At 60.6% G+C, this 14,691-nt stretch carries 16 protein-coding genes; 10 read left to right on the top strand and 6 right to left on the bottom strand.

What is annotated here, in order from left to right; genetic code table 11:
* Positions 1–38: 38 nt before the first annotated feature.
* The 4 genes from EEQ99_RS22475 to EEQ99_RS22460 all read right to left on the bottom strand — a co-directional run bounded on the left by EEQ99_RS22475 (position 39) and on the right by EEQ99_RS22460 (position 3,474).
* The gene (locus EEQ99_RS22475; RefSeq protein WP_028756539.1) at positions 39–800 is read right to left on the bottom strand and encodes an amino acid ABC transporter ATP-binding protein; all 762 of its coding nucleotides are present in this window, start codon (positions 798–800) and stop codon (positions 39–41) included.
* The gene (locus tag EEQ99_RS22470) at positions 797–1,477 is read right to left on the bottom strand and encodes an amino acid ABC transporter permease (RefSeq protein WP_012759450.1); all 681 of its coding nucleotides are present in this window, start codon (positions 1,475–1,477) and stop codon (positions 797–799) included. Before EEQ99_RS22470 ends, EEQ99_RS22475 begins: the two co-directional genes overlap by 4 nt.
* A gap of 201 nt (positions 1,478–1,678) precedes the next feature.
* The gene (locus EEQ99_RS22465) at positions 1,679–2,452 is read right to left on the bottom strand and encodes an amino acid ABC transporter substrate-binding protein (protein ID WP_017995516.1); all 774 of its coding nucleotides are present in this window, start codon (positions 2,450–2,452) and stop codon (positions 1,679–1,681) included.
* A gap of 152 nt (positions 2,453–2,604) precedes the next feature.
* A complete protein-coding gene (locus EEQ99_RS22460) occupies positions 2,605–3,474 on the bottom strand; it encodes a DMT family transporter (RefSeq protein ID WP_028756538.1) in 870 nt (289 codons plus the stop codon).
* 210 nt (positions 3,475–3,684) lie between these two features.
* Here EEQ99_RS22460 and EEQ99_RS22455 point away from each other — a divergent pair, with 210 nt between their 5' ends.
* From EEQ99_RS22455 to hisC, 4 genes are all read left to right on the top strand, one after another.
* Positions 3,685–4,461 carry a DeoR/GlpR family DNA-binding transcription regulator gene (locus tag EEQ99_RS22455; RefSeq protein WP_028756537.1) on the top strand — a complete coding sequence of 259 codons (777 nt, stop codon included), beginning with the start codon at positions 3,685–3,687 and terminating at the stop codon, positions 4,459–4,461.
* A gap of 65 nt (positions 4,462–4,526) precedes the next feature.
* A complete protein-coding gene (locus EEQ99_RS22450; protein WP_028756536.1) occupies positions 4,527–5,717 on the top strand; it encodes an MFS transporter in 1,191 nt (396 codons plus the stop codon).
* A gap of 199 nt (positions 5,718–5,916) precedes the next feature.
* Positions 5,917–7,167 (top strand): flavodoxin-dependent (E)-4-hydroxy-3-methylbut-2-enyl-diphosphate synthase, encoded by a 1,251-nt coding sequence (gene ispG / locus EEQ99_RS22445; protein ID WP_028756535.1) that lies wholly within the window; start codon positions 5,917–5,919, stop codon positions 7,165–7,167.
* 16 nt (positions 7,168–7,183) lie between these two features.
* Positions 7,184–8,245 carry a histidinol-phosphate transaminase gene (gene hisC / locus EEQ99_RS22440; protein ID WP_028756534.1) on the top strand — a complete coding sequence of 354 codons (1,062 nt, stop codon included), beginning with the start codon at positions 7,184–7,186 and terminating at the stop codon, positions 8,243–8,245.
* Positions 8,246–8,380: 135 nt separating this feature from the next.
* Here the strand turns inward: hisC and EEQ99_RS22435 are convergent, their stop codons facing one another.
* Positions 8,381–9,295, bottom strand: coding sequence for a polyprenyl synthetase family protein (locus EEQ99_RS22435; RefSeq protein ID WP_028756533.1), 915 nt, complete (start codon positions 9,293–9,295; stop codon positions 8,381–8,383).
* 136 nt (positions 9,296–9,431) lie between these two features.
* Between EEQ99_RS22435 and mtgA the strand changes: the two genes are divergently transcribed.
* From mtgA to EEQ99_RS22410, 5 genes are all read left to right on the top strand, one after another.
* On the top strand, positions 9,432–10,184 hold the full coding sequence (mtgA, locus tag EEQ99_RS22430; RefSeq protein ID WP_028756532.1) for a monofunctional biosynthetic peptidoglycan transglycosylase: 753 nt from the start codon (positions 9,432–9,434) through the stop codon (positions 10,182–10,184).
* A gap of 222 nt (positions 10,185–10,406) precedes the next feature.
* Positions 10,407–11,129: a DUF1868 domain-containing protein gene (locus EEQ99_RS22425; protein WP_127431126.1), complete on the top strand. Its 723-nt coding sequence runs from the start codon at positions 10,407–10,409 to the stop codon at positions 11,127–11,129.
* Between the two features lie 13 nt (positions 11,130–11,142).
* The gene (locus EEQ99_RS22420; RefSeq protein ID WP_028756530.1) at positions 11,143–11,790 is read left to right on the top strand and encodes a glutathione S-transferase family protein; all 648 of its coding nucleotides are present in this window, start codon (positions 11,143–11,145) and stop codon (positions 11,788–11,790) included.
* Between the two features lie 155 nt (positions 11,791–11,945).
* Entirely contained in the window at positions 11,946–12,131 is a 186-nt protein-coding gene (rpmF, locus tag EEQ99_RS22415) for a 50S ribosomal protein L32 (protein ID WP_003543812.1), read from the top strand.
* Between the two features lie 143 nt (positions 12,132–12,274).
* The gene (locus EEQ99_RS22410) at positions 12,275–12,682 is read left to right on the top strand and encodes a hypothetical protein (RefSeq protein ID WP_028756529.1); all 408 of its coding nucleotides are present in this window, start codon (positions 12,275–12,277) and stop codon (positions 12,680–12,682) included.
* On the opposite strand, the gene phaR is transcribed toward EEQ99_RS22410, so the two are convergent.
* Positions 12,677–13,249, bottom strand: coding sequence for a polyhydroxyalkanoate synthesis repressor PhaR (gene phaR / locus EEQ99_RS22405; protein WP_028756528.1), 573 nt, complete (start codon positions 13,247–13,249; stop codon positions 12,677–12,679). The two genes, EEQ99_RS22410 and phaR, sit on opposite strands and share 6 nt — an antisense overlap.
* Positions 13,250–13,488: 239 nt before the next feature.
* Here phaR and EEQ99_RS22400 point away from each other — a divergent pair, with 239 nt between their 5' ends.
* The gene (locus EEQ99_RS22400) at positions 13,489–14,670 is read left to right on the top strand and encodes an acetyl-CoA C-acetyltransferase (RefSeq protein WP_028756527.1); all 1,182 of its coding nucleotides are present in this window, start codon (positions 13,489–13,491) and stop codon (positions 14,668–14,670) included.
* The last annotated feature ends 21 nt before the right edge of the window (positions 14,671–14,691 follow it).

Genomic DNA, 14,691 nt, shown 5'->3' with positions numbered 1-14,691 from the left:
CAACAGAATGCTGCAATCTAACCCGGAAAGGCTCTAGCTCAGATATCGTAAGTATTGGCGGCGTTGATCGTCGAGATGAAGCGCTTGGTGCGCTCGCGCTCCGGCGTATTGAAGATCGCCCTGGCGCTGCCCGTTTCCACCACGCTTCCGGCTTCCAGGAAAACGACGTCATTGGCGATCTTCGAGGCGAGCCGGAGATCATGGGTCGCCATCACCATCGTCGTGCCTTCGCTGGCAAGCTTGCCAAGCACATCGACCACCTCGGCCGAAAGTTCGGGATCGAGCGCGGATGTCGGCTCGTCGCAAAGAAGCACGCGCGGCGATGGCGCCAGTGCCCGGGCAATTGCGACGCGCTGCTGCTGGCCACCCGATAGTGTCGAAGGCCAGGCGTCGGCCTTGTGGGTCATGCCGACCTTGGTCAGCAATTCCATTGCGCGTTCGCGGGCCTTTTCCCTCGGCCATCTCAGCACCGTCACCAGACCTTCCATGACATTCTCGATCGCGGTCTGATGCGGGAAGAGCTGGAAGTTCTGGAAGACCATGCCGGTCTGGCGGCGGATCTTCTGGATCGCCTGCCAGCTCGTTCGTTTGTCCGGGGTAAAGGCCAGCGTTTCCTCTCCCAGGCGGATCGCGCCTGCTGTCGGAATTTCGAGCAGGTTGATGCAGCGCAGCAGCGTGCTCTTGCCGCCGCCGGAAGGTCCCACCAGCGCGGTGACGCTGCCTTCGGGGATGCGGATGCTGATATCCTTCAGGATGACCGCATCGCCGAAGCGCTTTTCGATGTTGGAAAGCTCGATCATGCATTTGCCTCCAGCATACCGCCATAACGCGCGAAGCGGCGTTCCAGCCGCACTTGCAGCTGCGAGAGGACGGAGCTCAGGACGAGATAGATCAGCGCCGCCTCGATATAGAGGATCAACGGCTCATAAGTGGTGGCGACGATGCGCTGCGCCGCCTGGAAGAGTTCCGGCACGGTGATGGCGGCGGCAAGCGACGTGTCTTTGACCAGCGAGATGAAAGTATTCGACAAAGGCGGCACGGCGACACGGGCGGCCTGCGGCAGGATGGTGCGGCTCATCGCCTGGCGCCAGCTCATGCCGATCGAATAGGCAGCTTCCCACTGGCCTTTCGGCACCGAGGAAATGACGGCGCGGATGATCTCGGAGCTATAGGCGCCGATATTCAGGGTGAAGCCGATGAGGGCGGCCGGGAAGGCATCGAGCAGGATGCCGAGGCTCGGCAGGCCGTAGAAGATGACAAAGAGCTGAACGAGCAGCGGCGTGCCGCGGATGACCCAGACATAGAAGCGCGCGACGGCGGAGAGCGGCATCGGCCCGAAGAGTCGGGCGATCGCGGTGGCGAGCCCGAGGGCCAGGCCAAAGACGAAGGAGAGCAGGGTCAGCGGAATGGTGAAGATCAGCCCCGCCCACAGGAGCGAAGGCAGCGATTCCGCCATCAGTTGGAGCCAGTGCGCCAAGGGAATTCCTTCTGGTCGGTTGGTGCGTCGAAGTGGAATACCCCTCCCCAACCCCTCCCCACAAGGGGGAGGGGCTTATCGGGGCCTTCGGCGCGCCAAATAGCGACCGTACTGTGGCGGGGAGGCTGTTCTGAGATGAGGCGGCGCGGCATCGAACCCCCTTGCCCTTGTGGGGGAGGGGGTTCTTTTCTTGAACGAAGCTTACTTGGAAACGTCCTGGCCGAAATACTTGTCGGCGATCTTCTTATAGGTGCCGTCGGCCTTGATGTCGGCAAGCGCCTTGTTGATTTCGGCGAGAAGCTCCGGCTCGTTCTTGCGGATGATGACGCCGGAGTAGTCGGCATTTTCCTGTTCGGCGACGATCTTCACCGGCGCGTCCGGCTTGTGCTTCTTGAAATCGAGGAAGGAGAGGCTGTCGTTGATCGTGGCGTCGGCGCGCTTGGTCAGCACGAGCTGGATCGACTGATCGAAACCGTCGGTGCCGACGAGTTCGGCGCCGGCTTCGGTGGCGAGCTTGCCGAAGTTGCTGGTCAGTGATTGCGCGGCCTTCTTGCCCTTCAGATCGGCGAAGGACTTGATGCTGTCATCGCCGTCACGGGCGATCAGCACGGCCTTGGAGGCAATATAGGGCTCGGAGAAATCATATTTCTGCTTGCGGGTTTCGGTGATGCCGACCTGATTGATGACGGTGTCGTAGCGCTTGGCGTCGAGGCCGGCGATCAGGCCGTCCCACTTGCCTTCGACGAACTCGGCCTTGACGCCGAGCTTGGCGGCGATCGCTTCGCCGATCTCGACATCGAAGCCGACGAGCTTGCCGCTTTCGTCATGATAGGTGAAGGGCGCATACGTGCCTTCGGTACCGATCTTGAAGACGCCGGCCGATTTGATGGCGGCGAGGTTCTCGCCGGCATGGGCAGGCAGGAGGGCCGCAGCCTGAATGAGGGCGGCAGCGGCGACGGTTTTCAACCAGTTCATTGTTTTATCCATCCTTGGGAGGTTGTCATCGGATGGGGATACTTTGCAGAAAATTATGGCGCCGGAAGCGTAGAAAACTGCGAATAAAAGCAGCAACTGCAAATAATTTTCTCAAGCGGCCGTTCCAACCATGAATCCTGCAGAAACAGGCATCATGCTCCGGCCCGGCGGCGCAGCCTTTCGCTGACGATGATGATCAATCCGGCGCTGAGGATCAGGGCCGCGCCGACGACCACATTGTGCGTTGGGATGTCGGCCCAGATCAGATAGCCCAGGAGGAAGGCCCAGACGAGAGAGCTGTATTCGAATGGTGCAAGCACGGAGACGGGCGCCTGGCGCATGCCTTCGAAAAGGGCGAATTGGGCGCAGCCGGCAACGATGCCTGTGGCAATGAGCAGCGCGAGCTGCGTCATATCGGGGGTCTGCCAGGTGTAGAGAACGGCAAGGCCGGTCAGGGCAAGAAAAAAGACGTTGGAAACGGTGAGCTGCACGATGGTCTTTTCGTGCAGCGAGGTCTTGCGCAGCAGCACCATGGCGGATGCCCAGAGGACGGCCGCCTGCAGCGCAAGATAGACCGGCCAGGAAATGGTGAGGCCGACCGGATTGCAGGCGATCAAGACACCGACGAAACCGACGCCGACGGCCAGCCAGCGCGCCGGCGTGACCTCTTCCTTCAGGATGACCCATGCGAGCAGGGTACCGACGACAGGTGCGGCGTAATAAAGCGTCGTCACTTCGGCAAGCTGCAGGCGGCTTGCCGCGGAATAATAGGAAAGCCAGGCACAAAGAAGAAGGATGCTGCGGGCGATCATCGGCTTGACGATCGGCGATGTGATCGTTTGGCGAACGAGTTTGCCGCGACCATAGGCGAGACAACCGAGGAAGATCGTGAGGCTGCGGAAAAACAGGATCTGCCAGACGGGAATGCTTGAAGTCAGGATCTTGATGATCGCGTCATGGAAGGTAAACGCCATATAGGCGACCGTCGTGAGCAGGATGCCCAGGCTGACGGAGTTTTTCACAGGAAGACGCACCAAATGGCGGATATGCCGGAGGGAATCGGGAATGATGAATCGATATTCCTGCCTCTTAGACCGGTCAATAGGACATATTTCGCTCTGGTAGTGACTTTGTTTCAAAACGTCAGAAAACGTGTAGCAATGCGTATTGCCTGCACGATCATAAGTGTTTATGCACGTTCTGGATTTGTAAGATGTCGATCCGGTAGGAACATGCAGGATTTTCTATTACGCGAGCGTCAAGGGGTGATTTCCGAGAGGTTGCGGATGAATGGCCGCGTGCTGGCGGCGGAACTTGCGCTCGAATTCGGCGTCTCCGAGGATACGGTGCGGCGCGATCTGCGCGAGATGGCGGCCGCGGGGCTCTGCGAGCGGGTCTATGGCGGCGCATTGCCGGTCTCGCCGGCGCATGGAAGCCTGACGCAGCGCATCGGCTTTGCCGCCGACCGGAAACAGGCGCTGGCGCGCGCTGCGGCACAGCAGATCGCCGCCGGTTCGACCGTGTTCTTCGATGCCGGCAGCACCAATCTGGCGATTGCCCATGCATTGCCGGCCGATCTTGCGCTGACGGCTGCGACGAATGCGCCGGCGATTGCCGCAGCGCTGATCGACAAGCCTGCCATCAACGTCATCCTGATCGGCGGGATGGTCGATCGGCAGACGGGCGGTGCGCTCGGCGCCAAGGCCCTGCGCGATATGGAGCAGATTTCGCCCGACCTCTGCATTCTCGGCGCCTGCGGCGTCGACCTTGAGGCCGGCATCACGGTGTTCGGTTTCGAGGATGCGGAGTTCAAGCGGTTTGCGACGTCGAGGAGCAAAAGGGTGCTGGTGGCTGCAACCTCGGAGAAATTCGGCACTGCCGCCCCCCATAGTGTCCTGCCGGTTGCCCATTGCGAATGTCTGGTGGTCGAACACGATGCCGATCCGGCAATTCTCGGCCGCTACCGCGAGCGCGGATGCAGGACTGTTATCGCCGAGAAAACGAACTGAGGCGACGTCACAGAGTTTAGGGAAATCGGGCGCTTGCAAGCCCGGCAATGAGGAAAGACCGAGAAATGGACAGTCATGTAAGTGCGCCGGGGGTCCGGAGCGGCTTCGTTACCAGAAGCAGGGCGGCGGTTTCCCTGCTCTTTCTCATGAATGGCTTCGTCGTCGGCTGCTGGGCGCCGAAGATTCCGGACTTTGCCGAGCGTCTGGCGCTGAGCAAGTTCGAGCTTGGGCTGATGATCCTCGTCTTCGGCGTCGGCTCGCTGGTCATGATGCCGATTGCCGGTGCGCAGATTGCCAAGCACGGCTCGCGTATCGTCGTTCAGGTGACGGCTGTCTGCGTGCTGCCGTTGCTGCTGGCATTGACGCTCGCGCCAAATGTGATCACCGGGGCCATCTCGCTCTTCCTGTTCGGCGGCTTCATTGGCGCAATGGATGTGGCGATGAATGCCAATGCGGTGTCGGTCGAGAAATCCATGCGCCGCGCCATCATGTCGTCCTGCCATGCGTTCTGGAGTCTTGGTGGACTGATCGGCTCAGGTCTCGGCGGCATCGTGATTTCCAAGCTCGGTATTCTCGGTCATGCGGAACTGGCGACGGTGCTGGCGGCAATCTTCCTTGCTCTGGCATGGCCGATGATCCTTGCGGACCCGCCGCATCCCGACACCAAGAAGGAAAAGACGAAGCTGCCGATGGTGCCGCTGCCGTGGCTGCTCGGATTGATGGCGCTGTTCAGCATGGTGCCGGAAGGTGCGGTTCTCGACTGGGGCGCGCTCTATCTCCGGCAGGAAATGGATGCATCCGTGGCACTTTCCGGTCTTGGTTTCGCAGCCTTTTCGGCGACCATGGCGATCATGCGCTTTGCCGGCGATCTGGTGCGCGACCGTCTGGGCGGCGTCAAGACGCTGCGCATCTGCACGCTGTTTGCGATCGTCGGCATGCTGCTTGCAGGCTTGGCCCCCAATGCCGAGATCGCTATCCTGGGTTTTGCCTTTTGCGGGATCGGGATTTCCAACATGGTGCCGATCGCTTTCTCGGCGGCGGGCAATATTCCCGGCCTCAAGCCCGGCATCGGCATCTCGGTCGTCACGACCATGGGCTACTCCGGCATGCTGGTCGCACCGTCCTTGATCGGCTTCGTCGCCGAGCATGTCGGCTTCGCTGCGGTCTTCATGGCGCTGCCGGTGCTGCTGCTCGTCGTCCTCCTGTTTTCCAAACTGGCCCATTATGCCGATGGGACCTCCGGAGGCGGCCACTGAACCGCCTCCAACCAAAAGTGATATCGGGGGCGGTTGACAAGAAAGCGGTCATGATCCACCTGAAAGGCGCTGTTTCTAAAGCGCGTCGCAATCTTTCAGATTTGCTTCTCGCGCTTTAGGTCTTTATTTTGCGCATGTCGTGATCGCAAAACCGCTGCATACTTTTGCGCGACATGCTTTAGGGGTGCAAGAACTCTTCATGTTGTCAGCCGCCGATTTTGATCCGAAACCGCGCCGCGCTTCCGTTGCCGTCGATGTCGGCGGCGTCATCGTCGGCGGCGGGGCGCCGGTCGTCGTGCAATCCATGACGAATACCGATACCGCCGATATCGACTCGACCGTCGCGCAGGTCGCCGCCCTGTTCCGGGCTGGCTCGGAGCTTGTGCGTATCACCGTCGACCGTGACGAGAGTGCGGCTGCCGTGCCGAAGATCCGCGAGCGGCTGCTGCGGCTCGGCATGGACGTGCCATTGATCGGCGACTTCCACTATATCGGCCACAAGCTGCTCGCCGATCATCCCGATTGTGCCGCGGCGCTGGCGAAATACCGCATCAACCCCGGCAATGTCGGCTTCAAGGACAAGAAGGACAAGCAGTTCGCCGAGATCATCGAGATGGCGATCCGCCATGACAAGCCGGTGCGTATCGGCGTCAACTGGGGTTCGCTCGACCAGGATCTGCTGACGGCGCTGATGGACCAGAATGCCGCGGCCGGTTCGCCGCTTTCGGCCCGGCAGGTGACGCGTGAGGCGATCGTGCAGTCGGCGCTGCTTTCGGCAGCCCTTGCCGAGGAGATCGGCCTGCCGCGCAACCGCATCATCCTGTCGGCCAAGGTCAGCCAGGTGCAGGATCTGATCGCCGTCAATTCGATGCTCGCCGAACGCTCCAATCACGCGCTGCATCTCGGTCTGACCGAAGCCGGCATGGGCACCAAGGGCATCGTCGCCTCGTCGGCGGCCATGGGCTTCGTGTTGCAGCATGGCATCGGCGATACGATCCGCGTGTCGCTGACGCCCGAGCCGAATGGCGACCGCACCCGCGAAGTCCAGGTGGCGCAGGAGATCCTGCAGGTCATGGGCTTCCGCCAGTTCATACCGGTCGTTGCCGCCTGTCCGGGCTGCGGACGCACGACCTCGACGGTGTTCCAGGAGCTTGCCCAGAACATCCAGAACGACATTCGCAAGAACATGCCGGTCTGGCGCGAAAAGTATCCCGGAGTCGAGGCGCTGAACGTCGCCGTCATGGGCTGCATCGTCAACGGGCCGGGTGAAAGCAAGCATGCCGATATCGGCATTTCGCTTCCCGGCACCGGCGAGACGCCGGCCGCCCCTGTTTTCATCGATGGCCGTAAGGCGCTGACGCTGCGCGGCCCCAATATCGCCGCCGACTTCGAGGCGCTTGTCGTCGATTATATCGAGAAGCGTTTCGGCCAGCGGACGGCGGCGGAATGAACGCCTTCGAGTTCGAATGAGCCGGTATTGGTCTGATATCGTCAGCAAGCTTCGGCCCTATGTCGCCGGAGAGCAGCCGCGTATCGCCGGCTTGGTCAAGCTCAACACCAACGAGAATCCCTACGGGCCGTCTCCGAAGGCACTCGAGGCAATCCGGCAAGCGACGGACGATCGTCTGCGGCTCTATCCCGATCCCGCGGCGACGGAATTGCGCGAGACGATCGCCGCCCGTTTCGGCCTGATGGCGGAAGAAGTATTCGTTGGCAACGGCTCCGACGAGGTCCTCGCCCTCGCGTTTCAGGCGCTGTTGAAACACGAACGGCCGCTTCTCTATCCCGATGTGACCTATAGCTTCTACCCGACATATAGCCTGCTATACGATGTCGAAGCGATCGAAGTGCCTGTCGATCACGGGTTCCAGATCCGACTGGCGGATTACGACAGGCCGTGCGGCGCGATCATCATCCCCAATCCGAATGCACCGACCGGGATCGGCCTGCCGCGTGCCGACATAGAGGCGCTTGTCGCCGCTCACCCGGATGCGGTCGTCGTCATCGACGAGGCCTATGTCGATTTCGGCGGCGAAAGCGCCGTCCCGCTCATTTCAAAATATCCCAATCTGCTTGTCATTCAGACCCTGTCGAAATCCCGCTCGTTCGCAGGCCTGCGCGTCGGCTTCGCGCTGGGGCAGCGGGAACTGATCGAGGCGCTGGTGCGCGTCAAGGACAGTTTCAATTCCTATCCGCTCGATCGCCTGGCGCAGGTCGCCGCGACGGCGGCGATCAAGGACGAGGCGTGGTTCGAGACATGCCGGAGGAAGCTTATCGCCAGCCGGGAAAACCTCGTCTCCGAACTCCAAGCGCTGGATTTCGAGGTCTTGCCGTCCCAGGCGAATTTCGTTTTCGCAAGGCACCAAAGTCAGTCGGGTGCAGCGCTTCTCACCGCCCTGCGCGAGCGGAACATTCTCGTCCGGCTTTTTGCCAAGCCGCGTATTTCGGACTTCCTGCGGATCAGCATCGGCACGGACGAGGAATGTGCCCGCCTGGTTTCGGCTCTCACGGAAATATTGGCAGCCTGACCTGGAAAGGGATAGAGCGGTTCAGCTTTTAACGGAAGCGCAGAACCACTCTATTCCTTTGTTTTACGTAATTCCCGGTAAAAACGCTTCGCGCTTTGCCTGGGAAAACCGCTTCGCACTTTTCCTGGAATTGCTCTAGCTCTTCCGGTCGGCGATGAAATGCGCCGCAGCGGTAAGGGTCGAGGCACGGGCGCCGTAAGGGGTAAGCAGCGCCTCGGCATCGCGGACATGCTGGTGGAGCTGGCGCTCGGCCCATTCCATACCGCGCAGGGCGACGAGCGTTCCCTTGCCCCGGGCTGCGTCCTTGCCGGTCGCCTTGCCCATGGTCTCGGTGTCCGAAGTCAGGTCAAGAATGTCGTCGGCCAGCTGGAAGGCAAGGCCGATCTTTTCGCCGAAGGCGCGCAGGCGGCGGCGGTCTTCCGGCGCACTTGCCGAGATGATGGCGCCGGCTTCGCAGGCGAAGCGGATCAACGCGCCCGTTTTCATCGCCTGCAGGCGGATGATGCCGGCCTCGTCAGGGGCTTGTTTTTCCGCTGCCAGATCGAGGGCCTGGCCGCCGGCCATGCCGCCAAGACCGGCGGCGCGGGCAAGGGCCAGCACCAGCGATGCCTTGCTGGTATCGGGAAGCGCCGTTTCCGGCGCGGCGACGATATCGAAGGCGTAGGTCAGCAGGCTGTCGCCGGCGAGGATCGCGGTCGCTTCATCGAATTTAATGTGTACCGTTGGTTTGCCGCGGCGCAGGTCGTCATCGTCCATGGCCGGCAGGTCGTCATGGACGAGGGAATAGCAGTGGACGCATTCGAGTGCCGCGCCGACGCGAAGTGCTGCCTCAGCGTTGCCGCCGAGAAGGGCAGCGCTTTCGACGACCAGGAATGGGCGCAGCCGCTTGCCGCCGTTCAGCACGGCATAATGCATGGCATCGCGCAGCCTTTCGGGCCTGGCGATTTCATCGGAAAGGATGCTTGGTGAAAGCAATGCGTCGAGCAGCGCCTCGATCTCGTGGGCGTTGTTCTTCAGCCTCGTTTCGAAAGTGTCCCGGTTCGCGTCCATGGGCGCTGTTTGGCATGAGCGCCCCCGGGCTTGCAACGGAATTGTCGATGACAGCGGCAAGATTCACCACGCACTCTGGCATAAGCTCTGTACAGGCGCTATGAGAACGAGAGGAGCGAAATCGGACTGGGGAACATTGGATATAGCGCCGGAGAGAGAGGACAGCGTCGACATGCCGGTTCGTCGGCAATGGTTCGGAGATCGGCGGTTCGGAGATCGGCGCGTGTTGAAACGCATTGTTCTTGCCGTCCTGGTCTTTCTGATCCTTCCCTACGCGCTGATCTTTTTCTATCTGCTGCCCTTCATTCACCCCGTCTCGACGCTGATGCTGCGCGATCTTCTGCTGCTGCGCGGTTACGACAGGCAATGGGTGTCGCTGGATGACATCGCCCCGGTCGTGGTGCAGTCGGTGATGATGTCGGAGGATGGGCAATATTGCTTTCACGGCGGCGTCGACTGGGCTGAAATGCGCATGCTGGTCGAGGATACGCTGAAAGGCCAGGCGACGCGCGGCGGCAGCACCATCCCGATGCAGACGGCGAAAAACCTCTTCCTCTGGAACAGCCGCTCCTTCGTGCGCAAGGCCCTGGAGCTTCCACTCGCGGTCGCCACGGATTTCGTCCTGTCGAAACGGCGGCTGATGGAAATCTATCTCAATATCGCCGAATGGGGTCCCGGCATCTACGGCATCGAGGCGGCCGCCCAGCATCATTTCAAGGTGCCGGCCTCGAAGCTGACGCGGCGCCAGGCATCGCTGCTAGCCGTCTCGCTGCCGAACCCGATCGACCGTAATGCCGGCAAGCCCGGACGCGGCCTTCGCCGGCTTGCCGGCGTGATTGAGAGGCGTGCGCAAGGTTCGGGCGATTACATCAAGTGCATCTATGATTGACATCAGAGATTGACATCAGAACTTGTCGTCAGAACAGGATGATTTTAGGCCAGGGGCGGCCTGAAATCTGAATCCTGTTCTAAATTATATTGTGAGAGCGTGATGTCATGAGAAAACCGCGCACACTTTTCGGCATCATGCTCTAGAGGCGGTAAGCGTCATCTGACATTCTTGGTTCTGCCATATGGACGGATGCAGTCCAACCAGAGCTCCGATTCGCCCATGACCATCACGACATTTTCGCCCGAGCTTCTCTCTTATTCGAAGACGCACAATCCGAACCCGCCCGCCCATCTCGGCAGCCGCTATCGCAAAATCGGCGGCTTTCTCCCGGAAGCCGGCAACACCATCGTCTGCCATATCGAGAAGGGTTCGCAGACGCAGATGGCGCTGATCGAGGCGCGCGAGACATATCTGGCCATGCCCGAGGCTCCGCAGTTCCTCTTCACGCCGATATCAAGTCTTCACATGACACTTTTCGAAGGCGTCATCGAAACCCGGCGCCGGCAGGATTGCTGGCCGGGCGATCTGCCGCTCGATACGCCCATCGAAGACATGACCGAGTTGATGGTGGCCAGGCTCGAAGGTTTCTCGATGGCTGACCCCTTCAGGGTCGCGATCGTCGAAGCTCGCCCGTCGGGCCTGCTCGTCGACGGGGCGACGGAGACGGACCGCAAGGTCATGCGTGCCTGGCGCAACGCGCTGGCCGATCTTCTCGGCTATCGCCAGCCGAACCACGAGGATTATAAGTTCCACATGACCTTCGCCTATGCGGTCGAACGGCTTGAGGACGAAGCCTTGCCGCGCTGGCAGGCGATGCTCGATGACGTGGCCGAGGATATCCGCCGCAAGGCTCCCGTTTTCGAGCTTACCCCGCCGGCATTCTGCGTGTTCGAGGACATGAACCATTTCCACGAATTGCTGATCTTTGATTTCGAAGCCTGAACGGAGGAGGCCCATGGACAAACCGACGCTCTATATCGCCAACAAGAACTATTCCTCCTGGTCGTTTCGGCCCTGGATGGCGCTGACGGGCGTCGGCATCGATTTCGAGGAAGTGCTGATCCCCTTCGATTATCCTGGTGGCAATCCCCATATCAAGGCGGTTTCGCCGACCGGGCGAGTGCCGCTTCTCAAGCACGGCGCGTTGAAGATCTGGGAATCGCTGGCGATCATCGAATACGCCGCCGAGCTTTATCCGGAGGCCGGCCTTCTGCCTGGGGATCGGGCCGAGCGGGCGCTTGCCCGTTCGGTTTCGATGGAAATGCTCTCGAGCTTTCGGGCGCTGCGCAACGCCTGCCCGATGAATATCCGCCGGCCGAAGGCCAAGATCGCATTGCCGGATGGTGTCGACGCCGATATCAGCCGCATCGAGACAATCTGGCGCGACCTGTTGCAGCAATCCGGCGGACCGTTTCTCTTTGGTGCGTTCAGCGGGGCGGATGCGATGTTTGCGCCCGTCGTCAACCGCTTCGACATTTATGATCTCGTCAGCCGAAACGATACGCTGGCCTATATGGAGACCATGAAGGCGCATCCGGCCTGGCGAAAATGGGAAGAGGCGGCCCGCGCGGAGCCTTGGATCGTGCCGGAAGACGAAGTCTGAGCCCGGAATCATCGGCTTCGCAAAAAATACGCATGGGGACTGGTCAAGGCCACCCCTTGCATGTATAAGCGCGCCAAATTCCGAAATCGCGACATGTCCGTTTCGGCCGCCAGTCTGGCCGTGGGAATGTTTTGCCCGCAAGTGGAGTAAGAGAAATGGCTGTACCGAAGAGAAAAACAAGCCCGTCCAAGCGCGGTATGCGCCGTTCGGCAGATGCACTGAAGGCTCCGACCTATGTCGAAGACAAGAACTCCGGCGAACTGCGCCGCCCGCACCATATCGACCTGAAGACCGGTATGTATCGCGGCCGTCAGGTTCTGACGCCGAAGGAAAGCGCATAATTTCGCGATCCGGCTTGTCCGATCGAAAGTTTCAAGGCCGGCCTCAAGCCGGCCTTTTCTGTTTCGACGATATAATATTTGCAATGACTTGCGGTCTGGCAGCGGTTTGCGGCAGTATTCTTCTTGCGCTGAGGAGACTGCCGATGATAGCCGCAATGCCGCTGATGATTATCCCGTTTATTCTTTACAATCTGGCGATGCTGGGCCTGATGGGCGATGGCGGCATTCCGGCCCTGCAACATGATGTCATCGTGCTGTCGATGATCTCGGGCGCGATCTGGAGCATGGCGCTCGGCGATCTGTTCATCGTCATCGCCCTTGTCGTGCTGTTCTTCGAAATCCTCAAGGCGACCAGAACCGGCCCCGGCAATCTCGTCAACCATATGTTGTCGATGCTGGTGTTCATCGCCTTCCTGGTCGAGTTTCTGCTCGTCCGGGATGCTGCGACGCAGGTATTCTTCATTTTGATGACGATCGCCCTGATCGATGTGATCGGCGGTTTTGCCGTCTCGATCCGGAGCGCCGGGCGTGATGTCTCGATCGGATTATAGGTTGTCGAGTTTGTTCTGAAGGGCGCGGAGCTGTTCCTTCAGCTCATCGATATCCTTGGCCTCGGCCTTGCGGCTTTCCTTGGCAGGCGGCGTCATGAAGGGCGAGAACATCTGCATCGCCTGCTGAAACAGCTCGGTGTTGCGGCGAACCTGATCTTCGACCATCTGCATCGGCAATTGCAGGTTCTTGCCGAGCGGCGTCTCGCCGAAGGCGCGGTTCACCTGCTCGCGCATCTGCGACTGCTGTTCGGTGAAGGCGCGCATCGAATGTTCGAGAAAGCTCGGCACCACCATCTGCATCTGGTCGCCGTAATAGGTGATGAGCTGGCGCAGGAAGGAGATCGGGAGCAACGTGTTGCCGGTCTTCGATTCCTGTTCGAAAATGATCTGGGTCAGCACCGAATGGGTGATGTCATCTCCGCTTTTTGCATCCTGTACGGTGAAGTCTTCGCCTTTCTTCACCATCTCCGCCAAGTCTTCCAGCGTCACATAGGTGCTGGTGCCGGTGTTGTATAGGCGGCGATTGGCGTATTTCTTGATAACGATCTGACCCTCATGCTTCGCCATATCAGTCTCCTGAACCCCCGTCTGATTTATGGATCTTCCTCCACTTGAGACTGTAAACGCAAAAGAAGGCCGGTGACAATCTCTTTGTGCGATGCGGCAAACCTTTAACAGAGCAGATGAATCGGGCTTGGGAGCGCTTCGGCTGAAAAATGGCGGCAGCCGGTCTTCGCGTTTGACTTGTGCTCCAAGCTTTGCCAGTTTCTCCTTATGTAAGTGAGACGAAAACGAGGAGCGTCCCCATGAGCAATTCATCCATCGTCATCGCCAGTGCAGGGCGAACAGCAGTCGGCTCGTTCAACGGCGCTTTCGCGACGGTCCTCGCGCATGAGCTCGGGGCGGCGGTCATAAAGGGGGCGCTCGAGCGCGCCGGCGTCGATGCCGGCGAGGTGGATGAGGTGATCCTCGGCCAGGTGCTTGCCGCCGGCGAGGGCCAGAACCCGGCCCGCCAGGCGGCGATAAAGGCCGGCATTCCGAAGGAGGCGACTGCCTGGGGCGTCAACCAGCTCTGCGGCTCGGGCCTGCGCGCGGTCGCGCTCGGCATGCAGCAGATCGCCACCGGCGACGCCAAGATCATCGTTGCCGGCGGCCAGGAATCCATGTCGATGGCCCCGCATGCCGCGCACTTACGCAGCGGCGTCAAGATGGGCGACATGAAGATGGTCGACACGATGATCAAGGACGGTTTGACCGACGCCTTCCATGGTTATCACATGGGCATCACCGCCGAAAATGTCGCGCGTCAGTGGCAGCTGTCGCGCGACGACCAGGATCAGTTCGCCGTGGCTTCGCAGAACAAGGCGGAAGCGGCGCAAAAGGCCGGCCGTTTTGCCGACGAGATCATCCCCTACGTCATCAAGACACGTAAGGGCGACGTTACGGTCGATGCCGACGAATATATCCGTCACGGCGCCACACTGGAAGCGATGGGGAAATTGCGCCCGGCCTTCGACAAGGACGGCACTGTGACGGCCGCGAATGCATCCGGCCTTAACGACGGCGCCGCTGCGGCGGTGCTGATGAGCGAAGCGGAAGCCGTCCGGCGCGGCATCCAGCCGCTCGCCCGCATCGTTTCCTGGGCAACGGCGGGCGTCGATCCTTCCATTATGGGCACCGGGCCGATCCCGGCTTCGCGCAAGGCGCTCGAAAAGGCCGGCTGGTCGGTGAACGATCTCGATCTCGTCGAAGCGAACGAAGCTTTCGCGGCGCAAGCCTGCGCTGTCACCAAGGATCTCGGATGGGACCCGGCGATCGTCAACGTCAATGGCGGCGCGATCGCGATCGGCCATCCGATCGGCGCGTCCGGCGCGCGCGTTCTCAACACACTGCTGTTCGAAATGAAGCGCCGCGGCGCCAAGAAGGGTCTCGCCACGCTCTGCATCGGAGGCGGCATGGGTGTGGCCATGTGCTTTGAAGCACTTTAAATAGCATACGATCCAGGATTG

The organism is Rhizobium anhuiense (genome assembly GCF_003985145.1).
GTDB lineage: Bacteria > Pseudomonadota > Alphaproteobacteria > Rhizobiales > Rhizobiaceae > Rhizobium > Rhizobium anhuiense.
This window is presented reverse-complemented; position numbering and strand designations above follow the sequence as displayed.

Bases quoted from the DNA above. Each gene is read 5' to 3' on its own strand.
- EEQ99_RS22475 (WP_028756539.1), bottom strand. From the start codon at position 800: ATGATCGAGCTTTCCAACATCGAAAAGCGCTTCGGCGATGCGGTCATC.
- EEQ99_RS22465 (WP_017995516.1), bottom strand. From the start codon at position 2,452: ATGAACTGGTTGAAAACCGTCGCCGCTGCCGCCCTCATTCAGGCTGCG.
- EEQ99_RS22455 (WP_028756537.1), top strand. From the start codon at position 3,685: ATGCAGGATTTTCTATTACGCGAGCGTCAAGGGGTGATTTCCGAGAGG.
- EEQ99_RS22450 (WP_028756536.1), top strand. From the start codon at position 4,527: ATGGACAGTCATGTAAGTGCGCCGGGGGTCCGGAGCGGCTTCGTTACC.
- ispG (WP_028756535.1), top strand. From the start codon at position 5,917: ATGTTGTCAGCCGCCGATTTTGATCCGAAACCGCGCCGCGCTTCCGTT.
- hisC (WP_028756534.1), top strand. From the start codon at position 7,184: ATGAGCCGGTATTGGTCTGATATCGTCAGCAAGCTTCGGCCCTATGTC.
- EEQ99_RS22435 (WP_028756533.1), bottom strand. From the start codon at position 9,295: ATGGACGCGAACCGGGACACTTTCGAAACGAGGCTGAAGAACAACGCC.
- EEQ99_RS22425 (WP_127431126.1), top strand. From the start codon at position 10,407: ATGACCATCACGACATTTTCGCCCGAGCTTCTCTCTTATTCGAAGACG.
- EEQ99_RS22420 (WP_028756530.1), top strand. From the start codon at position 11,143: ATGGACAAACCGACGCTCTATATCGCCAACAAGAACTATTCCTCCTGG.
- rpmF (WP_003543812.1), top strand. From the start codon at position 11,946: ATGGCTGTACCGAAGAGAAAAACAAGCCCGTCCAAGCGCGGTATGCGC.
- EEQ99_RS22410 (WP_028756529.1), top strand. From the start codon at position 12,275: ATGATAGCCGCAATGCCGCTGATGATTATCCCGTTTATTCTTTACAAT.
- phaR (WP_028756528.1), bottom strand. From the start codon at position 13,249: ATGGCGAAGCATGAGGGTCAGATCGTTATCAAGAAATACGCCAATCGC.
- EEQ99_RS22400 (WP_028756527.1), top strand. From the start codon at position 13,489: ATGAGCAATTCATCCATCGTCATCGCCAGTGCAGGGCGAACAGCAGTC.